The sequence below is a fragment of the uncultured Roseobacter sp. genome (assembly GCF_947488185.1).
In the GTDB taxonomy this organism is placed as follows: Bacteria; Pseudomonadota; Alphaproteobacteria; order Rhodobacterales; family Rhodobacteraceae; genus Roseobacter.
The window spans coordinates 1-26,504 of the sequence record NZ_CANKYM010000005.1 but is presented as its reverse complement, the minus strand read 5'-3'; the positions used below and the strand labels follow the sequence as shown (position 1 = coordinate 26,504).

At 61.5% G+C, this 26,504-nt stretch carries 26 protein-coding genes; 17 read left to right on the top strand and 9 right to left on the bottom strand.

Features of this window, described 5'->3' with window-relative positions:
• Positions 1-84: 84 nt before the first annotated feature.
• From Q1A52_RS18215 to Q1A52_RS18200, 4 genes are all read left to right on the top strand, one after another.
• A complete protein-coding gene (locus Q1A52_RS18215) occupies positions 85-981 on the top strand; it encodes an SPFH domain-containing protein (RefSeq protein ID WP_300018682.1) in 897 nt (298 codons plus the stop codon).
• Positions 978-1,253, top strand: coding sequence for a hypothetical protein (locus tag Q1A52_RS18210; RefSeq protein WP_300018679.1), 276 nt, complete (start codon positions 978-980; stop codon positions 1,251-1,253). The genes Q1A52_RS18215 and Q1A52_RS18210 overlap by 4 nt, the downstream gene beginning before the upstream one ends.
• Before the next feature lie 178 nt (positions 1,254-1,431).
• Entirely contained in the window at positions 1,432-2,814 is a 1,383-nt protein-coding gene (gene rimK / locus Q1A52_RS18205) for a 30S ribosomal protein S6--L-glutamate ligase (RefSeq protein ID WP_299783516.1), read from the top strand.
• 262 nt (positions 2,815-3,076) lie between these two features.
• A complete protein-coding gene (locus Q1A52_RS18200) occupies positions 3,077-3,856 on the top strand; it encodes a universal stress protein (RefSeq protein WP_300018675.1) in 780 nt (259 codons plus the stop codon).
• Positions 3,857-4,038: 182 nt separating this feature from the next.
• Here Q1A52_RS18200 and Q1A52_RS18195 read toward each other — a convergent pair whose 3' ends face one another.
• Entirely contained in the window at positions 4,039-5,841 is a 1,803-nt protein-coding gene (locus Q1A52_RS18195) for an NAD(P)/FAD-dependent oxidoreductase (RefSeq protein WP_300018672.1), read from the bottom strand.
• Positions 5,842-6,936: 1,095 nt separating this feature from the next.
• On the opposite strand from Q1A52_RS18195, the gene Q1A52_RS18190 reads away from it, so the two are divergent.
• From Q1A52_RS18190 to Q1A52_RS18180, 3 genes are read left to right on the top strand one after another with little or no spacing between them, the layout of a single operon-like run.
• Positions 6,937-7,299, top strand: coding sequence for an SUF system Fe-S cluster assembly protein (locus Q1A52_RS18190; RefSeq protein ID WP_299783519.1), 363 nt, complete (start codon positions 6,937-6,939; stop codon positions 7,297-7,299).
• Between the two features lie 9 nt (positions 7,300-7,308).
• The gene (locus Q1A52_RS18185) at positions 7,309-7,875 is read left to right on the top strand and encodes a sugar O-acetyltransferase (RefSeq protein WP_300018669.1); all 567 of its coding nucleotides are present in this window, start codon (positions 7,309-7,311) and stop codon (positions 7,873-7,875) included.
• 23 nt (positions 7,876-7,898) lie between these two features.
• The gene (locus Q1A52_RS18180; protein ID WP_195821841.1) at positions 7,899-8,243 is read left to right on the top strand and encodes an iron-sulfur cluster assembly accessory protein; all 345 of its coding nucleotides are present in this window, start codon (positions 7,899-7,901) and stop codon (positions 8,241-8,243) included.
• Here the strand turns inward: Q1A52_RS18180 and Q1A52_RS18175 are convergent.
• The gene (locus Q1A52_RS18175; RefSeq protein WP_300018666.1) at positions 8,226-9,152 is read right to left on the bottom strand and encodes a 2-oxoglutarate and iron-dependent oxygenase domain-containing protein; all 927 of its coding nucleotides are present in this window, start codon (positions 9,150-9,152) and stop codon (positions 8,226-8,228) included. The genes Q1A52_RS18180 and Q1A52_RS18175 overlap by 18 nt on opposite strands.
• 128 nt (positions 9,153-9,280) lie before the next feature.
• Here Q1A52_RS18175 and tpiA point away from each other — a divergent pair, with 128 nt between their 5' ends.
• Complete coding sequence (tpiA, locus tag Q1A52_RS18170) at positions 9,281-10,027, top strand: triose-phosphate isomerase (RefSeq protein ID WP_300018663.1); 747 nt, start codon at positions 9,281-9,283, stop codon at positions 10,025-10,027.
• 64 nt (positions 10,028-10,091) lie between these two features.
• Here the strand turns inward: tpiA and Q1A52_RS18165 are convergent, their stop codons facing one another.
• From Q1A52_RS18165 to Q1A52_RS18145, 5 genes are all read right to left on the bottom strand, one after another.
• Positions 10,092-11,471 carry a TRAP transporter large permease gene (locus tag Q1A52_RS18165; RefSeq protein ID WP_195821838.1) on the bottom strand — a complete coding sequence of 460 codons (1,380 nt, stop codon included), beginning with the start codon at positions 11,469-11,471 and terminating at the stop codon, positions 10,092-10,094.
• A 3-nt stretch (positions 11,472-11,474) separates the two neighbouring features.
• Complete coding sequence (locus tag Q1A52_RS18160) at positions 11,475-12,155, bottom strand: TRAP transporter small permease (protein WP_195821837.1); 681 nt, start codon at positions 12,153-12,155, stop codon at positions 11,475-11,477.
• A gap of 70 nt (positions 12,156-12,225) precedes the next feature.
• Positions 12,226-13,227, bottom strand: a complete 1,002-nt coding sequence (locus Q1A52_RS18155; protein WP_300018659.1) for a DctP family TRAP transporter solute-binding subunit — start codon at positions 13,225-13,227, stop codon at positions 12,226-12,228.
• Positions 13,228-13,478: 251 nt separating this feature from the next.
• The gene (locus Q1A52_RS18150) at positions 13,479-14,711 is read right to left on the bottom strand and encodes a sigma-54 dependent transcriptional regulator (RefSeq protein WP_300018656.1); all 1,233 of its coding nucleotides are present in this window, start codon (positions 14,709-14,711) and stop codon (positions 13,479-13,481) included.
• Positions 14,708-16,456: an ATP-binding protein gene (locus Q1A52_RS18145; protein WP_300018653.1), complete on the bottom strand. Its 1,749-nt coding sequence runs from the start codon at positions 16,454-16,456 to the stop codon at positions 14,708-14,710. Before Q1A52_RS18145 ends, Q1A52_RS18150 begins: the two co-directional genes overlap by 4 nt.
• 59 nt (positions 16,457-16,515) lie before the next feature.
• Here Q1A52_RS18145 and Q1A52_RS18140 point away from each other — a divergent pair, with 59 nt between their 5' ends.
• A complete protein-coding gene (locus Q1A52_RS18140; RefSeq protein ID WP_300018650.1) occupies positions 16,516-17,697 on the top strand; it encodes a cytochrome P450 in 1,182 nt (393 codons plus the stop codon).
• A gap of 73 nt (positions 17,698-17,770) precedes the next feature.
• On the opposite strand, the gene Q1A52_RS18135 is transcribed toward Q1A52_RS18140, so the two are convergent.
• Positions 17,771-18,232 carry an Lrp/AsnC family transcriptional regulator gene (locus Q1A52_RS18135; RefSeq protein WP_299827170.1) on the bottom strand — a complete coding sequence of 154 codons (462 nt, stop codon included), beginning with the start codon at positions 18,230-18,232 and terminating at the stop codon, positions 17,771-17,773.
• A gap of 141 nt (positions 18,233-18,373) precedes the next feature.
• Here Q1A52_RS18135 and cysG point away from each other — a divergent pair, with 141 nt between their 5' ends.
• From cysG to Q1A52_RS18105, 6 genes are all read left to right on the top strand, one after another.
• Positions 18,374-19,786, top strand: coding sequence for a siroheme synthase CysG (gene cysG, locus Q1A52_RS18130; RefSeq protein ID WP_300018647.1), 1,413 nt, complete (start codon positions 18,374-18,376; stop codon positions 19,784-19,786).
• Positions 19,786-20,091 carry a DUF2849 domain-containing protein gene (locus tag Q1A52_RS18125; protein ID WP_300018644.1) on the top strand — a complete coding sequence of 102 codons (306 nt, stop codon included), beginning with the start codon at positions 19,786-19,788 and terminating at the stop codon, positions 20,089-20,091. The genes cysG and Q1A52_RS18125 overlap by 1 nt, the downstream gene beginning before the upstream one ends.
• Entirely contained in the window at positions 20,084-21,748 is a 1,665-nt protein-coding gene (locus Q1A52_RS18120; protein WP_300018641.1) for a nitrite/sulfite reductase, read from the top strand. Before Q1A52_RS18125 ends, Q1A52_RS18120 begins: the two co-directional genes overlap by 8 nt.
• The gene (locus Q1A52_RS18115; protein WP_300018638.1) at positions 21,738-22,487 is read left to right on the top strand and encodes a phosphoadenylyl-sulfate reductase; all 750 of its coding nucleotides are present in this window, start codon (positions 21,738-21,740) and stop codon (positions 22,485-22,487) included. The genes Q1A52_RS18120 and Q1A52_RS18115 overlap by 11 nt, the downstream gene beginning before the upstream one ends.
• Before the next feature lie 19 nt (positions 22,488-22,506).
• Positions 22,507-22,926: a DUF934 domain-containing protein gene (locus Q1A52_RS18110; protein WP_300018635.1), complete on the top strand. Its 420-nt coding sequence runs from the start codon at positions 22,507-22,509 to the stop codon at positions 22,924-22,926.
• A gap of 79 nt (positions 22,927-23,005) precedes the next feature.
• Positions 23,006-23,854 carry a ferredoxin--NADP reductase gene (locus tag Q1A52_RS18105; protein ID WP_300018632.1) on the top strand — a complete coding sequence of 283 codons (849 nt, stop codon included), beginning with the start codon at positions 23,006-23,008 and terminating at the stop codon, positions 23,852-23,854.
• 68 nt (positions 23,855-23,922) lie between these two features.
• On the opposite strand, the gene Q1A52_RS18100 is transcribed toward Q1A52_RS18105, so the two are convergent.
• Entirely contained in the window at positions 23,923-24,741 is an 819-nt protein-coding gene (locus Q1A52_RS18100) for a translation initiation factor 3 (RefSeq protein ID WP_300018629.1), read from the bottom strand.
• Positions 24,742-24,944: 203 nt separating this feature from the next.
• Between Q1A52_RS18100 and infC the strand changes: the two genes are divergently transcribed.
• Positions 24,945-25,490 carry a translation initiation factor IF-3 gene (gene infC / locus Q1A52_RS18095; RefSeq protein WP_366523705.1) on the top strand — a complete coding sequence of 182 codons (546 nt, stop codon included), beginning with the start codon at positions 24,945-24,947 and terminating at the stop codon, positions 25,488-25,490.
• A gap of 219 nt (positions 25,491-25,709) precedes the next feature.
• Positions 25,710-26,411, top strand: a complete 702-nt coding sequence (locus Q1A52_RS18090; protein WP_300018626.1) for a DUF1868 domain-containing protein — start codon at positions 25,710-25,712, stop codon at positions 26,409-26,411.
• The last annotated feature ends 93 nt before the right edge of the window (positions 26,412-26,504 follow it).

Genomic DNA, 26,504 nt, shown 5'->3' with positions numbered 1-26,504 from the left:
ATACCGCCCCACGCCTGAACTTGCAATCTGCCGCATGACGCGTCACCTATGACAACAAGGAAATTATCAAAGAAAGTGCCCGCCTTGGATATTGAAACCCTGATCATCTCGCTGATCGAAAGCTCGCTGGTCTTCCTGCTGCTGGCCGCGCTCTTCATCGTTCTGATCGTCAAGGCGGTCAAGATCGTGCCGCAGTCGGAAAAATACGTGATCGAGCGTTTTGGTCGGCTGCGCGCGGTGCTTGGACCAGGGATCAACCTGATCGTGCCCTTCATCGACCGCGTGGCCCATGAAATCTCGATCCTCGAGCGGCAGCTGCCCAACGCCAGCCAGGACGCGATCACCAAGGACAACGTGCTGGTGCAGGTCGAAACCTCGGTCTTCTACCGCATCACCGAACCCGAACGCACCGTCTACCGCATCCGCGATGTGGACGCGGCCATCGCAACCACCGTCGCCGGAATCGTGCGAGCGGAAATCGGCAAGATGGATCTGGATGATGTGCAGGCCAACCGCGCGCAGCTGATCACCACGATCAAGGCGCTGGTCGAGGACGCGGTGGACGATTGGGGCATTGAAGTGACCCGCGCCGAAATCCTCGACGTGAACCTCGACCAGGCCACCCGCGATGCGATGCTGCAGCAGCTCAACGCCGAGCGCGCCCGTCGCGCACAGGTCACCGAGGCCGAAGGCTCCAAACGCGCCGTGGAACTGGCTGCCGATGCGGAGCTATATGCCTCCGAGCAGACCGCCAAGGCCCGTCGCATTCTCGCCGATGCCGAAGCCTATGCGACCCAAGTGGTGGCCCAGGCCATCAACGAAAACGGGCTCGAAGCGGCGCAATACCAGATCGCGCTGAAACAGGTGGAATCGCTCAACGCGCTTGGCGCAGGCGACGGCAAGCAGACCATCGTGGTGCCGACACAGGCCATCGAGGCCTTCGGCGACGCCTTCAAGATGCTCAAAGGCCGCGGCACATGAGCGAGCTTCTGAACCTCTGGTGGGTCTGGACCGCCGCCGCCCTTGCGCTGGCGGTGATTGAAGTGCTGGTCCCCGGGTTCATCTTCCTCGGCTTTGCGATTGGCGCTCTGGCGATGGTGGGGGTCATTTTTGCAGCCCCCGGTCTCAGCGCCCCGGCCCTGCTGGCAATCTTTGGCGGCCTGTCGCTGGTGGCGTGGATCGGCCTGCGCATGGCCTTCCGCAAACAGTCCTCCGGCGCCAAAATCGTACATCAGGACATTAACGACAACTGAGGGTTTCATGGGGCGCTGCCCCATACCCCGGGATATTTGAGGCCAGAAGACGCCAGCCTGTCTTCTCTTGGCTGCAAATATCCCCGCCGGAGGCATATTTCTTTTTGCCAAAGCCCTCCGGTTGAGATCAGCCTGGTCACCTGCTACCCCGGCTGACAACGAAAAAGGGGGATGTCTGATGGAAAAGCTCACGTTTGGTTGGGAAGAATGGGTGTCGCTGCCCGACCTTGGCTTGCCTGCGGTCAAGGCCAAGGTGGACACCGGCGCGCGCACTTCGGCGCTGCACGCCCACGACATCGAGGTCTTCGGTCCCGCCAAACACCCCAAGGTGCGTTTCAATGTGCACCCCATCGCGGGGCGCGCAGATATGGCCATCACCTGTTCCGCCCCGCTCGTGGATCGGCGTGAGGTGACCTCTTCGAATGGCGAGGCCGAGCAACGCTTCGTAATTGCCTCCACTCTCAGTGTGGCGGATCAAAGCTGGCCCATTGAGATCACCCTGACCAACCGCGCCAGCATGTCCTCGCGCATGTTGCTGGGCCGTCAGGCGCTGAGCGATCACATCTCGATCTCGCCCACCGAAAAGCACCTGCAGCCCGAGCTGAGCTATGATGACTACCACACCGCCGCGCTGAAACGCCGTGCGCCCAAACGCGCCCTGCGCATCGCTGTACTGAGCCGCGAGGACAATTACTCCACCCGCCGTCTGGTTGAGGTGGGTGAGGCACGCGGCCACACGGTCGAGGTGATCAACACCACCCGCTGCTACATGGCGATCAACGCAATGGCGCCTGAAGTGCACTATGACGGCAAGCGCCTGCCCCGCTACGACGCGGTAATCCCGCGCATCGGCGCATCCGTCACCTCCTACGGCACCGCGATCATCCGCCAGTTCGAGACCATTGGCACCTATTGCGTGAACGGCTCGGCGGGCATCACTGCCAGCCGTGACAAGCTACATGCGCATCAAATCCTTGCGTCGAAGAAGATCGGCATGCCCACCACCGCCTTCGCTGCCTCGCCCAAGGATACCTCGAACCTCATGGGGCTCGTGGGGACCGCGCCCCTGATCGTGAAACTGCTGGAATCGACGCAAGGCAAGGGTGTGGTGCTCGCGGAAACCAAGAAAGCCGCTGAGAGCGTCATTGACGCTTTCCGCGGGCTCAAGGCGAACTTCCTCGTGCAGGATTTTGTCAAGGAAGCTGCAGGCGAAGACATCCGCTGCCTCGTGATCGCGGGAAAGGTCGTGGCGGCAATGAAACGCACCGGGGCCGAGGGGGATTTCCGCTCCAATCTGCATCGGGGCGGGTCGGCTAAGGTGGTGCGGATCACCAAGGCAGAACGCGACACCGCCGTGCGCGCCGCGCGCGCCTTCGGCCTCGGCAAGGCGGGCGTAGACCTGCTGCGCTCAGAGAGCGGGCCCAAGGTGCTGGAGGTCAACTCTTCCCCCGGTTTCGAAGGTATCGAAACGGCGACCGGCAAGGACATCGTCGGCAAACTCTATGACGAGATTGAAGCCCGCGTGAAACCGCAACCCGTGCGCAAACGCGCACGAAGCTAACTTTAAAGTCACGCCACAACCGTCGGGCCATAAGGTCTTTTGGGCCTGCACGGTTTCACGTTTTCCGACATTGGGGTTTAGAACGGTCGATGTTCACAAGGAAACAGGCCGCACGGGCGGTCCGATGTGATGACCGATGTGCGCCCTGCCCGCAATCCGCGACCAAACCGAACCGATAGAGTGCGCCTGCATCTTGTGCCGCGCCAGAAGGTTCCTAGATGAAAGGCATGCCGAAAAAGGGGCACGGGGGAGCGTCGGGATCATGAAAAGCATTGTTGTTGCAAGTGACCTGTCAGACCGGTCACGACAGGCGTTGAGCCGCGCCGTCAATCTGGCTGCTGACACGAAAGCCGAGCTGACCGTGCTGCATGTGGTAGACGACGCCATCCCCGCCAACCTGTCAAACCAGGTGCAGGTGGGGGCCAGGACGCTGCTGGCCGAACAAGTGGCGGCAGATGCGAAAGATCGGGACATTACGGTCACCGTCACAGTTGACGTCGGCGATACCATCGAGATCATCGGCGCGGTGACTGAGAGCACCAAGGCTGACCTACTGGTTGTCGGTCTTCATCGCCGACGGAAGTTTCTGGACCAGATTCGGGAAACGACCATGGAGCATCTGATCAGGTCGAGCGACATACCTGTGCTTCTCGTCGCCGGACCGGCGGATCACGACTACAGCCATGTTCTAAGCGGCGTCGCCCTATCCAAGGTCTGCGCCACAGCGTTGCGGAAAATTCCGATGCTCGCCCCACAGGCCGACCTCACGATTTTCAATGCGCATGAAGTGTCGTTCCGCAAGGAAACCGAGCAGGAGTACGAGACGTGGAAAGCCATGAACCCGCTGCCCGAGGGGCTGCCCGACCCGGTCTTTGTTGAGGCCAGCGCCGCCGATGCGTTGGAGACTATCATGAAAGACGGCGGCTACGATCTGCTGGCGATTGGCGGACATACGCGCTCCAGCGCCGGCAGATACATCCTGGGTGGGTTCACGGCGGGACTGATCCGCAATCCGCCCTGTGATCTTCTGATCGCAAAATAGAACGGGCTGTACCCGATGACATTGCCTGCCTTTGGAAACGCAGCCTGACGCTGCGTCTTGGCGGTCGGTTGAAGACTGACGCGACACAGAGCATCGTGTCAGCCCTCACGTTCATAAGCATCTTACTATCAATCGATCCCGTGTCCGGATAACGACAGCCCCGCCTTTACCCTGCACGGGGCTCACCGCCCGTTGTGATATACGTCCTGCAACCCATGGACGGGGGTGTCGATACCCTCCATCCGGGCCTTGATCTGCAGCGACAGGAACTGCGAGTAATGTCGCGACTGATGCAGGTTGCCGCCATGCATCCACAGGTTCTCGACCTGTGTCGGCTTCCACATATTGCGCTGTTCACCTTCCCAGGGCCCCGGGTCCTTGGGCGTGTCCGAACCCAGCCCCCAGACCTTGCCAACCCTGTCTGCGGTCTCCTGGTCAATAAGGTCCGCAACCCAGCCGTTCATCGAGCCATAGCCGGTTGCATAGACGATCACATCCGCCTCCAGCTTGGTGCCATCGTCGAGCACCACACCGTCCTCGACCACCTCGGTGACCTGCCCGGCCTTGAGCTTGATCTTCCCGTCGATGATCAGCTGGCTGGCACCTACATCAATGTAATAGCCTGACCCCCGTCGCAGGTACTTCATGAACAGCCCGGACTCGTCCGCGCCCCAATCCAGCTGAAAGCCCGCCTTCTCAAGTCCCGCATAAAATGCTGCATCCACCTCCTTGATCTTGTCGTAAACCGGAATCTGGAATTCGTGCAGGATTTTGTAGGGCAGCGAGGCAAAGATCAGGTCCGCCTTATGGTGCGTGACCCCAGCCTCCACCGCGCGTTCGGAATAAAGATCCCCCAGACCGATCTCCATCAAGGGTTCCGAGCGTACGATATGGGTGGACGACCGCTGCACCATGGTCACATCCACATCCGCCTCCCAAAGGGCGGCGCAGATGTCATGAGCGGAATTGTTCGACCCGATGACCACCGCCTTCTTGCCTTTGTAAGCGTCCGGGCCGGGGTGCTTGCTGGAATGATGCTGGTCCCCCTTGAACGTCTCCATGCCCGGGAAGGTTGGCACATTCGCCTTGCCCGACATGCCAGTGGCAAAGACCAGCTGCTTGGGCCGCAACGTGACCTCTTCACCGTCGCGGTTGACCTTCACGACCCACTCTTTGGCGCCGTCATCCCATTCGGCCTTTTGAACCTCAGAGCGCGTCCAATAGTTCAGCTCCATGATCTTGGTGTACATCTCCAACCAGTCGCCGATCTTGTCTTTCGGCGCAAACACCGGCCAGTTCGGCGGGAACGGCAGATAGGGCAGATGGTCGTACCAGACCGGATCATGCAAGCAGAGCGATTTATAACGGTTGCGCCAGGAATCTCCGGGCTTGTCATTCTTCTCCACGATGATCGTGGGCACGCCAAGCTGCCGCAGCCGCGCGCCAAGTGCGATGCCGCCCTGCCCGCCACCAATGATCACCGTATAGGGCTGTGTCTTGTAGCCAAGCTCTGTCCGCTCTTTCTCGATCTCTTCGGCCCATGTGAGCCGGTGTTTTCCAGCACCGTGCTTGGCCCCCAAAGGTCGTTCATAGCCCAGCGGCTCTTCGTAGCCCTTCAGCTCGACCATCGTTGTCAGCAGCGTCCAGATCAGACCATCCTTGAGCCGTACCAACCCATACCCTCGCGCGACACCAGTCTCGAAACTGATCCAAGCGGTGATGATGCCCCCCTCCTCTGTGGGCAATTCACCATCGGCAATTTTCCAGGCCGATGGCTTGGTGGCACCAAGCTGCGCGCTCAACATATCGCGCACCTGATCCTGCCCTTCCATCGTCTTGATGTTCCACGTAAAGCTGACCAGATCGCGCCAAAAGCAATCGGTCTGGAACATCGCGACCGCAGCATCAATCTCTTCGGCCGCCAGGGCCGATCCAAATCTGTCAAGAAAGTCAGTCACTTGGTCATTAATCGTCGTGTCAAGCATGCATCCACCTCCCGTTAGACTGGTCCGAGTTTGGCAGAATTGATGCGTACAGGCGACATATTCCTGTGAGTGAGCGCCGTTTCGGCGGCTCCGGCCAAGCGCCATCGTGAGACAGCAGCGCGTTGCAGTATCCGGAAGAAGGCTGACAAAGCCGCACACAGGGGCGCGGCGACTGGAAAACGCTTCTCCCGGACACCCAGCTTGGGCCAGCCGCGGACAGAATGCTGTTTGATGATCGACTGCCTGTGTCCGGTTCCATCAGCACTGCAGGGGCATGGGTGCCTGTTGTCCGAGACGAAAGACTGCGCGCAGCCTCCGGTCGAGCGATCTGCTTTACTTTGTTTTGATCTCGACGTTCCACCACTTTGGGCGACCACCCCGGTAGGAATGTCCTGTCGGCGCGAGATCCTTGCGTCCTGGTTTGTCGAAGCTTCCCAATAAGGGAGCTATCATAGGAGCATCGTCGATTGCTCCTGTCGTGCTGCCACATCTATCCCAAAAGGTCCGACCGGAACTATCCGACGCGCGGCAACATATGCTATGGATATGGAGAGGCGAGTGTCGAACGCAAAAACCTCCGATCCGTTTGCGTGCGGACATTTGGGCGCGCTTATCCCTTTGACACCGACGCATTGCCGGGAGCCCGATTGAACGTTTTGCCGCACGATGGCGACGATCGGTCCAACTCCAAAACCCTGGTAACGATTGATGCCCATTGGTGTCCCACGGCATCCCCGGCGGCGTTCTGGGCGCGAAACGGCAAGTAGAGCGCCAGGAGATCGCGCGCTTTCCCGTCATTGGACACGGGTCGGAACCATGCCAATAATCATGGCCTCCCGCGAGACATGGCTTCCCGTTGGCTGGCGAGCCGGACGCGCCGCAAGGGCGGGAACTGTGTTGATCTAACCGAAAGCATTGCAAGCAGCTTTAGCCTGCTTGGACAAAACTATTTGCAGCAAATATCCGTCTCATTCCCCGAAAAACTCCGTGTCCCGCGCCATCCACCCCAGATGTCGCCGCACAATCACTGACCGCCCCCTTTACGCTCGCGTCGTGATTCCTATATAAAACACTAAGGAATAAGAGAGGCCCTCGATGAACAATTCCCCCGAACCGCTGGAAGGTGCGCCCCTGATCGCGCCCTCATCGACCGATCACCCGCTCTATGAGCAGGTCGTCGAAGCCTGCCGCACTGTCTATGATCCGGAAATTCCGGTGAATATCTATGAACTGGGCCTGATCTACACCATTGATATCAGTGGCGAAAATGAAGTGGCGATCAAGATGTCGCTGACCGCACCCGGCTGTCCCGTCGCGGGTGAAATGCCGGGCTGGGTGGCCGATGCGGTAGAACCTCTGCCCGGTGTGAAGCAGGTTGATGTTGAGCTTGTCTGGGAGCCGCCCTGGGGCATGGATATGATGTCGGACGAGGCGCGGCTTGAACTCGGGTTCATGTAAGCGACCCGCATGACAACCGAAAAAGAGAAGATGATCGCGGGCGAGCTCTACCGGGCTGGCGATGCCGAACTGGTGCGGGAACGCGCCACCAGCCAGGCCTTGCAGCGACGCTACAACAACACGATTGTCTCGGACGCAGATGAACGCAAAGATTTTCTGGATCAATGGCTTGGGTCGCGCGGTTCAAGTTGTTCCATCCGCACACCTTTTTATGTCGATTACGGGTACAACATCCACCTGGGCGCTGATGTCTTCTTCAACTACGGTTGTGTGCTGCTGGAGTTCTGCCCGATCCGTATCGGGGATATGACGCAAGTGGGGCCGATGGTGCAAATCCTGACCGCCGATCACCCGCGTGATGCAGCAAGCCGTGATGCCGGGCTTGAGTTCGGCCAACCCATTGAAATTGGGCGCAATGTCTGGATCGGCGGCGGGGCCCTGATCCTGCCCGGTATCGCCATCGGCGATGATGCCGTGATCGGCGCCGGTGCCGTGGTCACGCGAGATGTGCCGTCCGGTGTCACAGTTGCCGGAAATCCCGCGAGACCGCTTGTCCCGCGCGGCCCGACTGCCTAGATTAGGTCCAAAGGAGCACAGCGATGTTTGGCATTCCCGGCAAGCAGGCCGTTACGCTTACACCGAAGGCCGCCGCACAGGTGGCGAAACTCATGACCTCCGCGGGTCATGCGGGGTTGCGTATTGGCGTCAAGAAAGGCGGCTGTGCGGGCATGGAATACACCATGGAATATGTCGAGGCGACCGATCCCAACGACGAGATTGTCGAACAGGACGGCGCGCGTGTGATGATCGCCCCCATGGCGCAGATGTTCCTTTTCGGAACCGAGATCGACTATGAGACCTCACTGCTCGAAAGCGGCTTCAAGTTCCGCAACCCGAATGTGACGGAAGCCTGCGGCTGCGGGGAATCAATCAAGTTCGGCTGATTGTTCCTGATCCTGCAGATGCACGTAGGTCTCTGAAAACCGCTTCGTCAGATGTTCCCCTGCCTTGATCACCTCACCTGACTCCATCGGCGCCACATTGGTGTCGTAGGACGGGTTGAAGAACAGCGGTACAGAGATGCGTTCGTGATCGCTGCCAATCACCCGGTGCGGTGTCGCGCGGACACGTCCAGCGGTCCACATCTCCATCATTTCACCAAAGTTGATGACGAACTCCCCTGGTGGTGCAGAAACGGGAATCCAGCCGCCGCCCCTCTTGCGCACCTCAAGCCCCGGTGAGCCATCAGTCGCCAACAGGGTGAGGCAGCCATAATCCGTATGGGTCGCAATCCCAAAATCCCGCGCTGTGGCCCAGGCGGGACGCTCGGGATAGAAGTTGCCGCGCAGCAGGGCCATGGGCGTGTCGAACGCCCCGTCGAAATACGTGTCCGCCGCGCCGATGGCACGCGCGATCGCGCGCAGGATATCCATCGCCACCGTACAGGCCTCCCGATAATAGCTTTCGATCTCATCCCGGAAATCGACCGGTGTATCGGGCCACCTGTTCGGCGCATAGACGGCCAGGTCACTGCGCGGATCGCCCGCCGGCAAGGCAAAACCGCTGTCGAAAAACTGCTTGTAGTCGGGGTTTGCATCAGGATCGACCTGCTCGGAACCCGCCGCCCCCCAGCCCCGATTGGCCCCGGTCCTGGCCATGTCGATCCGGGATTTTTCCACCTCTGGCAGGCGAAAGAATGCACGGTAGCAGGCCAGGACGACCTGCATTCGCTCTGCACTAATCGCGGTGTTGTGCACGGTGAAAAACCCGGTGCCGGTGGCCGCCTCCTGCAGCTGCGCCATCGTTTCGGGATCGCCCGCCGCCATCAACGCCGCATCTAGTCTCGGGATCATCGGAAGACCTCCATCTGCCTGCCCCGCGGCCCTGCCACAGACACATGCGGCGCGCAAGTGGCGCAGGGCCAATTGCCGCCGACCGGTCGCCCTGCTACCAAGGCTGTGACAACCTTCAGGAGAGACACATGCGGCGTAAACTGGCAGCAGGCAATTGGAAAATGAACGGCTCGATCCCGGGTCTCGACATGATCGGCAAGCTCAAGCTGAAGCATCCCGAATGCCCCTGTGACGTGCTGATCTGCCCGCCTGCCCCGCTGCTTGCCCCCGCGCTGAACAACACCTCCGGCAGCCCCGTCCAGATCGGCGCCCAGAACTGCCACGCCGAGGAAAAGGGCGCCTATACCGGCGAACAGTCCGCCGCGATGATTGCCGAGATCGGCGCGACTTATGTCATTGTGGGTCACTCGGAGCGGCGGGAGGCCTATGGCGAGACGGATGCCCAGGTGGCGGCCAAGGCGCAGGCCGCCCAAGCCGCCGGGCTCACCGCGATTGTCTGCATCGGCGAAAGCCTGGAGCAGCGGGAGGCCGGCGAGGCGCTCGATGTGATCAAGACACAGCTCAAGGGCTCGGTTCCGGAAGACAGTGCGGGCAAGACACTTGTGGTGGCCTATGAACCCATCTGGGCCATCGGCACTGGCAAAATTCCCAGCATGGACCAGATCGCCGACGTGCACGCCCTGATGCGCAACGAACTGCGCGCGCGGTTCGGCGAGGATGCTGACACCATGCGCCTGCTCTACGGCGGGTCGGTCAAGCCGGGCAACGCTGCGGAAATCTTTGCCCTCGACAATGTCGATGGTGCCCTCGTCGGCGGCGCGAGCCTGAGTGCAGAGGATTTCTCCCCGATCATCGAGGCGCTCGCCGACAGCTGATGCCTTTTGCAGGCATCAAATATCCCGGGGGAGCGCGCAGCGCGGGGGCAGCGCCCCCACCCGCCTATTGAATGATGATCTCCGGTCCCATCACCAGCGTCGGCAACCACGTACTGATGATCGGAATATAGGTCACCATGATCAGGAACACAAAGAGCACCGCCGTGAAGGGCAGCGCCGCCTTGACCACGGCCCACATCGGCATGTTGGCCACGCCGGAGGTGACAAAGAGGTTCAGACCCACCGGCGGCGTGATCATCCCGATCTCCATGTTCACCACCATGATAATCCCGAGGTGAATGGGGTCGATCCCCAACTCGATGGCAATCGGAAAGACCAGCGGCGCCACGATCACCAACAGACCCGACGGTTCCATGAACTGCCCGCCGATCAGCAGGATCACATTCACGATCACCAGGAACACCACCGGCCCAAAGCCCGCGTCCAGCATGGCACTGGCGATCTGCTGCGGGATCTGTTCATCCGTCAGCACGTGTTTCAGGATCAGTGCATTGGCGATGATGAACATCAGCGTGACGGTCAGCTTGCCCGCTTCAAAAAGCGTGTTCTTGGTATCGCGGTGGATAAAGGCGGTGACCAGCGCCAGCGGCTTCTGCAATAGCGTCAGGTTACGCGTGTCCTCGCCGTCGACATGTAGCGGCCCCATATCCCGGTACACGAAACTGGCAATGAAGAACGCGTAGACCGCCGCCACCGCTGCCGCCTCTGTCGGCGTGAAAATACCGCCATAGATGCCGCCCAGGATGATCACGATCAGGAACAGTCCCCAGCCCGCTTCCAACCCGCTGTCGATGACCTCGCCCCAGCCGCGCCATTCGCCTTTCGGCAGGTCGCGCAACTTGGCGATGATGTAAATGGTCACCATCAGCATGGTGCCCGCCATCAGGCCCGGGATCACACCGGCCAGAAACATCCGCCCGACGGAAACATCCGTTGCCGAGGCGTAGACAACCATAACAATCGAAGGCGGGATCAGGATGCCGAGCGTCCCCGCATTGGCGATGACCCCCGCCGCGAAATCCTTGGTGTAGCCGACCTGCCGCATGCCCGCGATCACGATGGAGCCGATGGCCACAACCGTGGCCGGCGACGACCCGGAGAGCGCCGCAAAGAGCATACAGGCAAAGACGCCGGCAATCGCCAGCCCGCCCGGGAAATGCCCCACGAGGGCGATGGAAAAGCGGATGATCCGCCGTGCCACACCGCCCGTCGACATGAAGGACGACGCAAGAATGAAGAACGGAATGGCCAGCAGGGTGTAGTGCCCCGCCATCGCCTGGAACAAGGTCTGCGCAATCGAGGCCAGCGAGGTGTCGCTGAGCGCCAGCAGAAAGACGATGGAGGACATGCCAAGGCTCACGGCAATCGGCACACCGATCAGCATCAGGCCCACCACCATGGTGAAAAGAATTGCAACTTCCATGGTTTAGCGCTCCGCGTTCAGGTGCTTGACGTCTTCGATGGCGTCTTCGGCTTCGTGGCTGACGATCAGGCTGGTCTGGGTGCCCCGCATCAGGCGAACCGTGGCCTGAACGAAGCGAAAAAGCAGCAGCGCCATGCCAAAGGGCAGCATTGCATAAGGGATGAAGCGCGGGATTTTCTCGTATTCCTCACCTTGGTTGAAAATCGGCTCGATCCAGCGCAACCACTCCGGCATCGGCATGTCGACGACCTCGTACCACGCCTGATCCCGGCTGTTTTCAAAGCCCGTCGGGAACCAGCGCCCGGAGGTGGCATCGAACCCGGCAAAAGGTGCCCAGTAGTCCCATGCCCCTTTGAACACGAGGAAGGCGTAGCTGATGCAGACGGCGGCGGCGATCAGGGACAGCGTACGCCTGACAGATGGGGAAAAGAGGTTGATCAGCGCATCAACGCCCAGATGCGCGGTGACCTTGACCGCATAGCTCACCCCGAAAAGCACCAGCCAGGCAAAGAGGAAGGTCACCGCCTCCAGCCCCCAGATGATGCCCGTGTTGAACCCATACCGGAGCACCACATTTATGAAGGTCAGGATGGTCATCAGCCCGAGGATCAGCGCAATCGCGGTCTCCTCGATTTCATTCACGATCCGGCCCAGTGTTGTCTGTGCCTCATAGGAATGCGCCATGCGTCCCTCCCCCCTTTAAAAAGCCGCCCGGCCCCCACCATCGGGGGCCGGGCGGTCTGTCATGTCACGTTCAGAAACCGGCGTTGATGGACTGTGCCGCGTCGATGTTTTCCTGACCGACGTCATCCTTGAACTGGTCCCAGACGGGCTTCATCGTGGCGACCCATTCTTCGCGGGCGGCCGCGTCCAGCTCGCGCACCACGCCGCCGGCCTCGATGATCGCCGCTTTGGCCTGAGCGTTCACGGCGGTGGATTCAGCGTTACGGACTTCGGTCACCTCGGTCACGATGGTCGCCAGCTGGTCCCGCACATCCGCATCCAGACTGTCCCACCAATCGGTGGAGGTCACGACCATATAGTCGATGATGCCGTGGTTGGTTTCGGTGATACCGTCCTGCACTTCAAAGAACTTCTGGCCGTAGATATTCGACCATGTGTTCTCCTGCCCGTCGACAACACCGGTCTGCAGCGCGCCGTAGACTTCCGAGAAGGCCATCGGCTGGGGCGAGCCGCCAAGGGCCGCCATCTGCGCCTTGAGCACGTCGGAATTCTGCACGCGGAACTTCAGGCCATTGGCGTCGGTCGGGCTGTTGAGCGGCACGTTTGCCGACATCTGCTTCATGCCGTTATGCCAGAACGCAAGGCCGATCAGACCGCGGCGGGTCATCGATTCCTTCATCGCCTGACCGGTGTCGGAGTTCTGGAACGCGTCAACCGCATCAATGTTCTTGAACATGAACGGCAGGTCGAAGATGCGGAACACCTTGGTGAACTGCTCGAACTTGGACAGCGACGGCGCGGCCATCTGCACATCGCCCTGCAGCAGCGCCTCCAGCACCTGGTCATCGTTGTAGAGCGTGGAGTTCGGGAAGACCTCCATACAGGCCTTGCCGTTCATTTCCTCATTCACCCGTTCCTGCAGCAGGGATGCGGCAATGCCTTTGGGGTGACGGTCGGTATTGGTCACGTGGCTGAACTTGATGACGATCTCGCCGTCATCACAGGCAGCAGCGACAGCAGAGGCGCTCACCGACAGGGTCAGCGCCGTCAGGGCAGCGGTTACTATTCTCATGTGGTTTCCTCCCAGAAACGTTTTGATTTTTCTTCCTTGGATCGGGCACCGCAGAACGATGCGCTGGTGAATATCAAACCGGTTCGGGCGCCTAAGAGCAAGCACTATACGGAAGGGCGCAAAATCTGCCTGTTTATTACTTTATTTCAGAGTGTTGTTGTTGATAGCTCATGTCGATTTCAAGAAGCCACCAAAGGTCCGAGTGCGGCAAGCCGCACAAGAGTAATACAGTTTGTGCGAAATTCCGCACACTAAGGGACGCGGTAATCCTCCGTCCGAATCCCATAGCGCGTAAGCTTGTCATAGAAGGTCTTGCGCGGCAGTTTCAGCGCTTCCGCCGCCAGAACCGCGCGCCCTTCGGCCCGACGCAGGGCCTGTTCCAGCAGGCTCTGTTCCACCTGTGCCATCTGTTCGGACAGCCCGAGGGAAGCGTCGCTGCGGGCCTCTTCACTCAACCCCAGCGCAAACCGCATCGCTTCCGACATCAGCGCCCGGGCGTTGCCGGGCCAGTCCTGGGCCATGAGGTTTGCCACCACCTGTGGCGTAATCTCCGGCGCGTTCAGGCCCGCCTGCTCACTGGCCTGCGCCACATAGTGCTGGAACAGGACCGGAATATCCTCGGGCCGCTCGGAGAGGGACGGGATGCGCACCGGCGTGACCTCCAGCCGGTAATAGAGTTCGGAATTCAACTGCCCTGCCGCGACGCTGGCGGCCAGATCGCGGTTCGATCCGGCAATGATCCGTGTCTGCGGGCCAGTCTCCAGCGCTTCGAGCAGGGTCAGCTGCGCCTGCGCGGGCATCTGGGTAATTTCGTCAATGAAAAGGCTGCCGGTGCGCGCCTTCTCAAGCGCCTCGGTCAGCAGGTTCGCGTCCAACCCCGCAGCGGCCCGCTTCACGAAAGGCGCCTTGGAGCGGGCCGAACAGAGGTGGATCACCTCCGCCACCTTGGAAATCCCGGTACCGGGCGCGCCGGTTACCAGCACCTCGGTCTCGGCGACCGCCACGCGCCGCACACGCTTGCGCAGCCCATCGGCCAGATGCGAGGTGCCAAACAGCATGCGCGCCGCCGGGTCCCCCGTGGCGATCAGGGCGCGCAGGCGGCGGTTGTCCAGCACAAGGCCTCGCGTCTTCAACGCGCGTTCCAACACCGCCAGCAGATCAGTGGGCGCGCAGGGTTTTTCCAGAAAGTCGAAAGCCCCCTGCCCGACCGCCTTCATCGCCGTGGGAATATCGCCCTCCCCGGTCAGCAGGATCACCGGCAAATCCGCATCCTGCGCCCGCGCGTAGGCCAGCAGGTGAAAGCCGTCGCGCCCCGGCATACGCAGATCCGACAGGATGACGCCATCGAATTCCGGCGTGATCAGGTCCTTTGCCGCAACAAAGGAACTCGCGGTCACCGGGTACAGATCGGCCAGTTCCAGCGTCTGGGCCAGCGCATCCCGCACGGCGGCATCGTCATCGACCAGCAAGACGCGCCGACTCATGCGGCCACCTGCTCTGTCCAGGGCTGCAGCTCGACGCTGAAGACGGCACCTTGCTCAGTATTGCGCACTCTGATCTCTCCGCCGAAACTCTGCATGATCCCGTAAGAGATCGACAGGCCCAACCCCATGCCTTCCGAGGCACCGACTTCCTTGGTCGAATAAAAGGGATCAAAGACCTTTTCAGGGGCCTCAACGCCCGGGCCGCTGTCGCGTATCTCTATGCGCATGGGCGCGCCTTGGATGATTGAAACCCCCAACCTGCGCTTCTCACTCTCGGTCATCGCATCCAGCGCGTTGGTCATCAGGTTCACGAAGACCTGCCCGAGGCGCACCTCGCCGCCCTTGACCCAGATTGGTGCTGAGCCCGGCGCGTAATCGATCGCAACCCCCATGGCCTCTGCCCTGCCGCTCACCATCTCCACCGCCGCATCCAGCACGGCAATCAGGTCCACCCGCGTCATCGGTTCTGTCTGTTGGGTGGAAAAGGCGCGCAGGTTCTTGATGATGCGCCCCATGCGACGGGCCATGTCGGAAATCCGCCCGAGGTTTTCCTGCGCACGCTCCGGTTTGCCGCGCTCCAGAAACAGCCCGGCGTTTTCTGCAAAGGAGCGGATGGCCATCAGCGGCTGGTTCAGCTCGTGGCTGATGCCCGCGCTCATCTTGCCAAGCGCGCTGAGCTTGCTGGCCTGCACCAGATCGGCCTGGGCGCGGGCCAGTGCCGTCTCCGCCTCCTTGCGCTCGGACACCTCCAGCCGCAGGGCCGTGTTGATTTCCGACAGCGCCGAGGTGCGCCGCGCCACCCGGTCTTCCAGCTGTGCATTGGCCCGCGCCAGCGTCCGGCGCCTCTCCGTCGCCAGAAACAGAAGCGCCCCGAACGCCAGACAAAGTGCGGCCACCACGGTCGCCTGCAGCTTGGCCAATTGCCGCGCGGGCGCCACGTCGATCAGCACCTCACCCGTCAGGCCGATCACCGGCAGATGCTTCACCAGATGCAGCGCATTCTGCGGCAGATAAGGCCCCCAGCCCAACCGCCAGATTTCATGCCCGCCGGTCTCGTAGCTGTCAAACGGCGGGGCGGTGCCGTCAGGTGGCGCCAACCCCGGCCCGCCCGCCGCGCGCTGCCAGAGCACCAGCTCGGAGCGGTTGGTTATAAAGACCTGACCGTAGACATCCGTGAAGAACACCGCGCGCAGCCCACCGCGCCAGGCGTCTTCGATCCCATCCATACCGGCGGCGACCACGATTGCGCCCTGCACCTTGCCATCCGGGCCAAATGACGGGGACGCATAATAAAATGCGCGCCCGTCCAGGGGTTTGGCCACCCCATGCCCCCACCCCAGCGCGCCCTGCAGCGCCCGCTGAACATAGCCCGTCGCGCCCAGGTCACTCCCGGCGGGGCCGCGTGCCGCTGCCTGTACCCGCCCCGCGCCATCGACAAACATCACGTCCAGCGCATCGGTCTTGTCCGCCACATCCAGAAACAAGGCACGGGATTCTTCCACCCCCAGACCGCCCGCAAGCGCTTCGCTCAGGGGATGATCCGCCAGGAACACCGCCAACTCGCGGAACCGCTGCAATTGCCCCTGGAGCCGGTCACTGGCCAGCGCCAGATCGCTCTCGCCCTGCCGCGCCAGCTGGTCCAGCGCCTGCAGATACGCATAGCGCCACACACCCGCAGAAGCCGCCGCCACCGCGCTCAAAAACACACAGATAATCACCGCACGGTGCACAAAAGCCCTGGACATAGGCCAAGCTTACAAACAGCCCCTTGCCTTGACCAGTGGCGCGGGCATTAAAGGGCGTCATGAAGGTGCTGATTCAATCCCCGCTTGAGCCTGATTTCGTGCAGGACCCCTACGCGCTCTATGCCCGTGTTCTGGCCGAAGATCCCGTGCAGTATTGGGAAGACTACGGCATGATGGCCGTCTTTGACGCGGCAACGGTGCATGCGCTGCTGCGAGATCGCCGGTTGGGGCGGGCCGTGCCCGAGGACCAGCGCACGCCGGCGCCTGACCACCTGCACCGCTTTGACGCGGTTGAACGCCATTCGATGCTGGATCTGGAGCCGCCGACGCACACACGGCTGCGCGGGCTTGTGCTGCGCGCCTTCACCTCGCGGCGGGTAAAGGCACTGGCCCCCGATATCGACGAGATTTGCACCGATCTGCTGAACGGCTTTCCGGACACGCCTTTCGATCTCATCCCGGCTTTTTGCACCGCCCTGCCCGTCCGGGTCATTGCGCGCCTGCTGGGCGTGCCGGAGGAGATGTCGGATCAACTCCTGCGATGGTCGAACACGATGGTGGCGATGTATCAGGCCAGCCGCACCCATCAGACCGAAGTGGCGGCGGATCACGCCGCAGCCGAATTCTCGGCGTTTCTCTCCACCTATATCGAAGAGCGCCGGGCCAAGCCGCGCGACGATCTGATCACTCACCTGATCGCCGCCGAGGAAGATGGCGAAAAACTCTCCCTCCCGGAAATGATCGGGACCTGTATCCTGCTGCTGAATGCCGGGCATGAGGCCACGGTCCATACGTTGGGCAACGCAGTCAAAGCCCTTTTGGAAAATGAAACCCCCGCCAGCGCCCTCGCCCCGAATGCCATTGCCGCCACGGTCGAGGAAGCCCTGCGCTTTGACCCGCCGCTGCACATGTTCACGCGCTATGCCTACGAAGAAATCGAAGTCGGCGGGCATCTCCTCGAAAAGGGCAAGCAAGTGGCGCTGATGCTGGGGGCCGCAGGGCGCGATCCTGCGCGTTTCAAGACCCCCGATCTGTTCGACCCCTTCCGACAGCCCGCCCCGCACGCAGCCTTTGGCGGCGGCCTGCATTTCTGCGTCGGCGCGCCCCTGGCCCGGCTTGAACTGCAGATGGGCCTGCAACGTCTCTTCGCCCATGCACCACACTTGAAACTGGCGGAAACGCCCACCTATTCAAACACCTACCACTTCCATGGGCTAACCCATCTGCAGGTGACGGCCTGAGCCGCGACAGGCTCACACCCGCAGCAAGCGCCCTTCATAAAAATGCGGCGCCAGCCGCGCCGTTGGATCACGCCTAGAGCGGCAGCATCGTAGTCGATTTGATCTCTTCCATCGACAGCAGCGCCGTCACATTATGCACCCGCACCTCCGAGATCAGCGCCTGGTAAAAGGCATCATAGGCGCGCGCATTCTTCACCCGCACTTTAAGAATATAGTCGATATCTCCCGCCAGCCGGTGCGCCTCCTGCACCTCGGGCCGGTCGCGCAGGGCCTGCAGAAACGCCGCCTGCCACTCCGCTTCATGCTCGGACGTGCGGATCAGGACAAAGAAACATGCCTCGAACCCCAACGCATCCGCATCCAGAACAACCGTCTGCTGACCGATCACACCCGCATCCCGCATTTTTCGAATCCGGTTCCACACCGGTGTCTTGGAAGAGCCCACCTGGGCGGCGATTTCATCTAATGACTGGCTGGCATCGCGTTGCAGCTCGCCAAGGATTTTCCTGTCTGTGTCGTCTATGCGGACGCTCATCCTGCCTTTTCCCTCTCACATGGTCACTTGTTCTCTTTCTCAAGTAAATCAGAACAAGCGTCCTTATCAACAGCAGAACCTAGCGAATATCCGGGAAAATTTCCTATATTGGACTCAAGAAAATTCGAAAGGCCGAGCCTCATGGACCATTTTCCGATCTTCCTGCGCGTCGAAGGCCGCCGCATCGTCCTGTCGGGCGGTGGCGAGGCCGCGCTGGCCAAGCTGCGTCTGCTGATGAAGACGGCAGGTCACATCACGGTTTTCAGCGCCGACCCGGACCCTGAGATTGCCGCATGGGCGGAAAACGGAAAACTGCGCCTCGTGCGCCGCGCCATGGCCCCCGGCGACACCCTTTGCGCGGCACTTTTCTATGCCGCGGATGAGGATGACGCCGAGGATGCCCGCACCGCTGCCATTGCCCGTGCAGATGGCGCCCTGGTGAATGTGGTGGACAACCTCGAAGACAGCCAGTTCATCACCCCGGCCATCGTGGATCGTGACCCGGTGACCATCGCCATCGGCACCGAGGGGGCCGCCCCGGTGCTGGCCCGCGCCATCAAGGCGGACCTCGAAGAACGCCTGCCCGTCGCTCTCGGCCCGCTTGCCCGCATCGGCAAGACCTTCCGCAAAGCCGCCGAGGCCCTGCCTTTTGGCCGCGCCCGGCGGGATTTCTGGCGCGACTATTACTTCAACGCCGGCCCTTCTGCGATCACCGGCGGCGAAACGGCTGTTCAGGGCGCACTGGACGAGCTGCTCACCGACCATCTTGCGCGCAAGGCTCGCCCCGGCCATGTGCATTTCGTGGGCGGCGGCCCCGGCGATCCGGACCTGCTGACAATGAAAGCGCGCCGCCTTTTGGATGAGGCCGATGTGGTGATCTATGACCGGCTGATCAGCGCGCCTATTCTCGAACTCGCGCGCCGTGAAGCGGTGATGATCGACGTGGGCAAGGAGGCATTCGGCCCCTCCACCCCGCAGGAAACCATCAACGATCTGATCGTCGAGCACGCGCAAAAGGGCGCGCAGGTGGTGCGGTTGAAATCCGGCGATGCCACCGTCTTTGGCCGCCTCGACGAAGAGATCGACGCGCTGGACGCCCAGCAGATCGCCTGGAGCATCGTACCGGGCATCACTTCTGCCTCTGCCGCCGTGGCGGAAATCGGTCAGAGTCTCACAAAACGCGGGCGCAACTCTTCGGTGCGCTTCCTCACCGGGCACGACATGAAAGGCTTTGCCGATCATGACTGGGCCACGCTTGCACGCCCCGGCGAGGTCGCCGCGATCTACATGGGCAAGAAATCCGCGCGCTTCATCCAGGGTCGCCTGATCATGCACGGCGCGGACCGTCACACGCCCGTGACCGTGATCGAGAACGCCTCCCGTCCGGAGCAGCGCATTCTGGACACCACGCTGGACGCGCTGCCCACGGCGCTGGCGGCTGCAGAGATGTCCGGCCCAGCGTTGACCTTCTATGGTTTGGCCCCGCGCGACGCGGTTCCGGCGCAGACCGACAACCCCTATTCCACTCCCATCCAAGCACAGGAGGCGCTCTGATGCCCCGCGCATTTACCCCAAAAGTTGTGACCGCAAACGCTCTGCTCGAAGGCGACGTCATCTATCAGACGGCGACCGGTTGGAGCCGTGATCTGGCCGAGGCAGAGGTGCTGACCGATGAGGCCGACGCCGATCTGCGCTTGATCGATGCCGCCCAGCAGATCGACACCGTTGTGGGCGCTTACCTGGCGGATGTGGACGCCAGCGGCGACACGCCCAAGCCCACACATTTCCGCGAAGATTTCCGGGCCAAGGGTCCGTCCAACTATGCCCACGGCAAGCAAGAGGCAGCCAGCCATGTATAACTATACCGACTTCGACACCGCCTTCATCAAGGAACGCAACGCGCAGTTCCGTTCGCAGGTCGAGCGCCGCATCGACGGCTCCCTGACCGAGGATGAATTCAAACCGCTGCGCCTGATGAACGGGCTCTACCTGCAGCTGCACGCCTATATGCTGCGCGTGGCCATTCCCTATGGCACGTTGAATTCCCGCCAAATGCATGTGCTGGCCGACATCGCGGACAAGTGGGACAAGGGGTATGGCCATTTCACCACGCGGCAGAACATCCAGTACAACTGGCCGCAGCTGCGTGACGTGCCCGACATGCTCGATGCGCTGGGAGATGTGCAGATGCACGCGATCCAGACCTCCGGCAACACCATCCGCAACGTGACCGCCGACCATTTCGCAGGTGCCGCCGCGGACGAGCTGGCTGATCCGCGCCCGGTGGCCGAACTCATCCGCCAGTGGTCCACCGACCACCCGGAATTCCAGTTCCTGCCGCGCAAGTTCAAGGTGGCTGTGACTGGCTCGCCCAATGACCGCGCCGTGACGAAGGCGCATGACATCGGCCTGCGCATGGTCGAACGGGATGGCGAGATCGGGTTTGAGGTGATTGTAGGCGGGGGCCTTGGCCGCACGCCGATGATCGGCAAGGTGCTGCGCGACTTCCTGCCGCGCGAAGACCTGCTGCCTTATCTGGAAGCCATCGTGAGCGTCTACAACCTGTTGGGCCGCCGCGACAACAAGTACAAGGCGCGGATCAAGATCACCGTGCATGAAAACGGGCTGGATGACTTCAAAACCCGCGTGGAAGAGCGCTACTCCCTGATCCGCCCACAGTTCACCGGCGTAGATCAGCAGCTGCTGGCCGGAATCGAAGCCGATTTCGCAGCGCCCGAATTCAAGAGCGCGCCTGAGACCGAGTATCATGACGCGCGCCAGCACTACCCGGCGTTCCGCGCGTGGTCCGATACCAACCTGACCGAACACCGCGTGCCCGGCTATGCCATCGTGACCATCAGCCTCAAGGCCCATGGCGCCACGCCCGGCGATGCGACCTCGGCCCAGATGCGCCTTATGGCCGATCTCGCGAAACGCTACGGCCATGACGAGCTGCGGATCAGCCACGAGCAGAACGTGATCCTGCCGCATGTGCATAAATCCGACCTGCCGTCGATCTACTCCGCACTCAAGGCGGAAGGTCTCGGCACCGCGAACGTCGGCCTGATCTCCGACATCATCGCCTGCCCCGGCATGGACTACTGCGCGCTGGCCACGGCCCGCTCGATCCCGATCGCGCAGGAGATCGCCACCCGTTTTGACGAGCTGAAGCTGGAGCATGACGTTGGCCCGCTGAAGATCAAGATCTCGGGCTGCATCAACGCCTGTGGGCACCACCACGTGGGCCACATCGGCATTCTCGGCCTCGACCGGGCGGGTGTGGAGAACTACCAGATCACGCTGGGCGGGGACGGCACCGAAGACGCCAGCATTGGCGAGCGGGCGGGTCCAGGCTTCTCTGCTGAGGAGATTATCCCGGCCATCGAACGTCTGGTCCTGGCCTATCTCGACCTGCGCGAAGAGCCTGCAGAGACCTTCCTGCAGACCTATCGCCGCCTTGGGCTGGCCCCGTTCAAAGCCGCCCTCTACCCCGAGGCACAGGCCAATGCCGCTTGATCACCCTGCTCCCCAGGACGATCTCATCCTGCGCACTAAGGTGGACCGGCTGAATGACCGGCTGCGCCACCATAGTGCGACGGATGTACTGCGCGCAGCACGTGACGACGTGCCCGATCTCGCACTGGTATCCAGCTTTGGCGCGGAATCCGTGGCCTTGCTGCACCTGACTGCCATGGTGGATCGGGATATCCCGGTGCTGTTCATCGACACCGAGATGCTTTTCACCGAGACGCTGGTCTACCAGCAGGAGGTGGCGGAGCGCCTTGGTCTGCGGAACCTGCGGATCATCCGCAGCGGCGATGTGCGGCGCGAGGACCCCGATGGCACCCTGCACCAGCGTGACACCGATGCCTGCTGTGCCCTGCGCAAGACGCGGCCCCTGAACGCCGCCCTTGCACAGCACGGCGGCTGGATCACCGGGCGCAAGCGGTTCCAGTCAGGCCAGCGCGCTGAACTGGACTTCTTTGAGGTCGAAGCAGGCACGGGCCGCATCAAGGTCAACCCGCTGGCCTATTGGCAACCGGGCGATGTGGCCGATTACATCGCCGAAAACCGCCTGCCGCGCCATCCGTTGGTGGCCCAAGGCTACCCGTCCATCGGATGTGCGCCCTGCACCTCCCCGGTCGCTGCAGGCGAAGACCCCCGCGCGGGCCGCTGGCGTGACACCGACAAAGACGAATGTGGCATCCACTTCGTCAACGGCAAAGCGATCCGCTTGGGATCGACGACAAAATGATCCGCACAGGAGCCCCTTTATGAGCACGCTTGTTACAGACACCGGTTTCTCCAGCGACGACTGGCAGGAACCCTTCATCACCCTGGACGCGGCCAATGACGCCAGCGCGCTGGACGTGCCATCGGATGCCGATCCGGCCGCCATCCCGCTCTGCGGTGGGTTGCAGATGATCCGCGTGGATTTCCCGTCTTCCGCGGATGGGCGTGGCTTTACCATCGCGCGGCAACTGCGCCTGCGCGGCTTCACCGGTCGGTTGCGCGCCAAGGGGCATGTGCTGGCCGACCAATACGCCATGGCGCGCCGGGCAGGCTTTGACGAAGTGGAAATCTCCGACGACCTCGCCGCGCGGCAACCCGAAGACCAATGGCAGTTCCGCGCCAACTGGCAGGACAACAATTATCAGGCACGGCTGCGTGGCACCGGTGCACCGGTGGCGTAACGCGGCTGATTGACGCCTTTCCCCTCTCCATTCTTCTTTCTAAAAGGGACGCGCAGGTGTAAGCCTGCGTTGACATATTATGACCGAGCAAACACCCGTGACCGAAGCATCCGCCGTCAAGATCCCCACGCTGCCCGACGCGCAGACCGTGACCTCTGTTCAGCATTGGACGGATCGCCTGTTTTCCTTCCGCGTGACGCGGCCCGCAAGCTTGCGGTTCCGGTCGGGCGAGTTCGTGATGATCGGCCTGATGGGAGACCCGCACCCCGAGACCGGCAAGCAGAAACCGCTGCTGCGCGCCTATTCGATCGCCTCCCCCTCCTGGGATGAAGAACTAGAGTTCTACTCGATCAAAGTGCAGGACGGCCCGCTGACCTCCAAGCTGCAGCACATCCAGCCGGGGGATGAGATCATCCTGCGCCCCAAGCCCGTGGGCACGCTGGTGCATGACGCGCTGCTGCCGGGCAAACGGCTGTGGTTCTTTGCCACCGGCACCGGCTTTGCGCCCTTCGCCTCGCTGCTGCGCGATCCGCAGACCTATGAGGATTACGATCAGGTCATCGTCACGCACACCTGCCGTGATGTGGCCGAATTGGAATATGGCCGCCAGCTGATCGACAACCTGCGCACGGACGAGATAATGCTGGAGCTGCTGGGCGCAGAAAACCTCGCCAAGCTGACCTACTACCCGACCACCACGCGGGAAGAGAGCCCCAAGATGGGCCGCATCACAACGCTGCTGAAAGACGGGACTGTCTTTGCCGATCTGGGCATCGAGGGCATTTCCGCCGAGATGGACCGCGCCATGGTCTGTGGTTCCATGGGATTAAACACCGATCTCAAGGAAATCCTGGAAGGATTTGGCCTCGAAGAAGGCGCCAACTCCGATCCCAAGCATTACGTGGTGGAAAAAGCCTTCGTCGGCTGACCCGATCCGCAGATCCAATAGAAAACGCCCGGGCCCTCAGACCCGGGCGTTTTTATTGTGAAGAGCGGTTACTGAACGCCCAGAGCGGTGCGCAACTGGGTCAGCGCGGCTTGCAACAGCTCAGGATTGTCCTGCGCCTGCCGCACGGTGTTGGTCAGCACCAGCTTTTGCGACGTGCCCAGATCGGAGTTTTCGATCATCTCCGTCACCTTGGCGAAATCGAATCCGTCAACTGTCAGCGCATCCTCGGCCTTCACGTCATCTACGGCAGCAACTGTGTCTGTTGCCTCATCCGTGGCGGCAGTGGCTGTTTCCGTGCCGTCTTGCGCCGCCTCTGCCGCATTATCCACAGCGTCATTGGTTGTCGCGGTTTCTGTCGCGCCGTCAACCGCGTCGCTGGCCGCGTCCGCTGCATTCTCTGCTGCCTGTTGCGTGGTATCAACTGCGTCACTTGCCGCTTCGGTCGTCGCCTGCGCTGCGGTGCTGGCGCCGTCCTCCACTGCATCGGCAGTCGCTGTGGCAGTTTCTGCCGCAGCATCCGCAACACTCTCTGCCGCTTGTTCGGTCGTGTCGACCGCTTCGCCGGCAGCTTCAGACGTCGCGGTTGTCGCATCTTCCACCAGATTTGCCACACCCTCTGCGGCATCGCTCGCAGCTTCCGTTGTGGCGTCCACCGCATCTCCCGCGGCCTCTGCGACCGAGCTTGCCGCCTCGCTCACCGCATCAGCGGCATCACCAAGCGCTTCTTCCGCCGTTTCGAGCGGCGCGACTTCTTCTACGGTCTCCGCCGTATCCTGGACGACCTCGGCAGGGTTTTGACCGGAATAAAGCAGATATCCACCGCCGATGATCACGGCGGCCAGTAGTATCCAGACGAGATTTTTCATGTTGTTCTTCCCTCTCTAGCGCTCCGGGACCCGTCATCGGGCCTTGTTGAGCGTTGTAATGTCAGTTGCGCATCAGGGATAAAACCATCAAAGGGGAAAACCGTTCCAATCGGCCCATTCCGGCCTATTTTGCGGCTTGAAGAAGACCCGCACCGCGGGTAACTTGCGGTTTCAGATTTATCAACAATTCAAGGACGACCATCATCGCTCGCAGACCCCATAACGCACCGCCGCAAAGAGACACCGGCCCGCGCGTCAACGACAAGATCCGAAGCCCAGAGATCCGCCTGATCGGTGCCGATGGCGAAAATGTCGGTGTCGTATCCCCGGACCGCGCCATGGATATGGCGGATGAAGCCGGTCTGGACCTCGTCGAAATTTCGCCCAATGCGAACCCACCGGTCTGCAAGATCATGGACTTCGGCAAGTTCAAATACGAGACGCAGAAACGCGAGGCCGAGGCGCGCAAGAAGCAGAAGATCATCGAGATCAAAGAAGTCAAGTTCCGCCCGAACACCGACACCAATGACTACGATGTGAAGATGCGTAACGTCTTCAAGTTCCTGGAAAACGGCGACAAGGTGAAGATCACCCTGCGGTTTCGCGGGCGCGAGATGGCGCACCAGAATTTGGGCCGCGAATTGCTGGAGCGGGTTGCCGAGGATACCAAGGACGCAGGCCGGGTGGAGAACTTCCCCAAGATGGAAGGCCGCCAGATGGTCATGCTGATCGGGCCCTTGCCCAAGTAACCCCTGAAAAGGCTTACCCGGAACGCCCTGTCTTGCCGACGGGGCGTTTTTGTTTTTGATGTGCCTTTCGGTGTCGGCGCCCCGCTTTTGAACTGTTTGACCAAGCTCGGGATTGTCGGGCGGACCACACACCGCAGAAAGGCTTTCCGAATCTCCCGAAGGCCGTCAAGAAGTGGGCGACAGGCACGACCCCCGTGCCCTAACCAGCGGAGCGCCCGGATGCCCCTTGAAACTGACATTGCCACTTTCGCCGCAGGGCAGAACGCAAATCCCCCCGCGCGGCTTGGACAACGCTACAGCGCAACCGCGTTTCTCCCCGAGGCCGGAAACACGGTGGTGTGCCATCTGGACCGGACTGCTCCTGCGCACCAGGCCGTGCTGGACGCACGCACGCGGATGCAGGCCCTGCCCGGTGCTGAAAACTTCCTCTACACGCCCGCCGAAAGCCTGCATATGACCGTCTTTGAAGGGGTGATTGAAACGCGACGAACAGCCGATGCCTGGCCCGCAGGCATAGACCGCGATGCCCCTGTGACAGAGGTGACAGAGGCTCTGATGACACGGTTTGAGCCTTTCTCACCGCCCCTTGCCTTTTCGGTGCGGGTGAAAGATGTGGTGCCAACCGGCCTCATGCTGACCGGCGCGACAGCAGAAGATGATCGCATCCTGCAGGACTGGCGCGATGCCTTGACCGGGCCCTTCGGGTACCGGCACAAAGACCATGACGCCTATCGTTTTCACATGACGTTTGCCTACCCTACCGGTTGGATTCCGGATGATCTGGTGCCCGTCTGGGCACAGGAATTGAATATAATTCTGGAGGATCTTTCGCGGGCAGCGCCTGTCATTCCCCTGAGAGCGCCCGCGTTCTGCCGGTTCGCCGACATGGAAGAATTTGAGGAATTGCGCGTCCTCAGGTAGCCGTTTGGCAATGATATTCAGCCCTGCCGTTTTGTGGCAGGGCTTTTTGTGTCGCGGGCCTTTTACCCTGCGTTTTGCGTTGCGCGTTTTGTC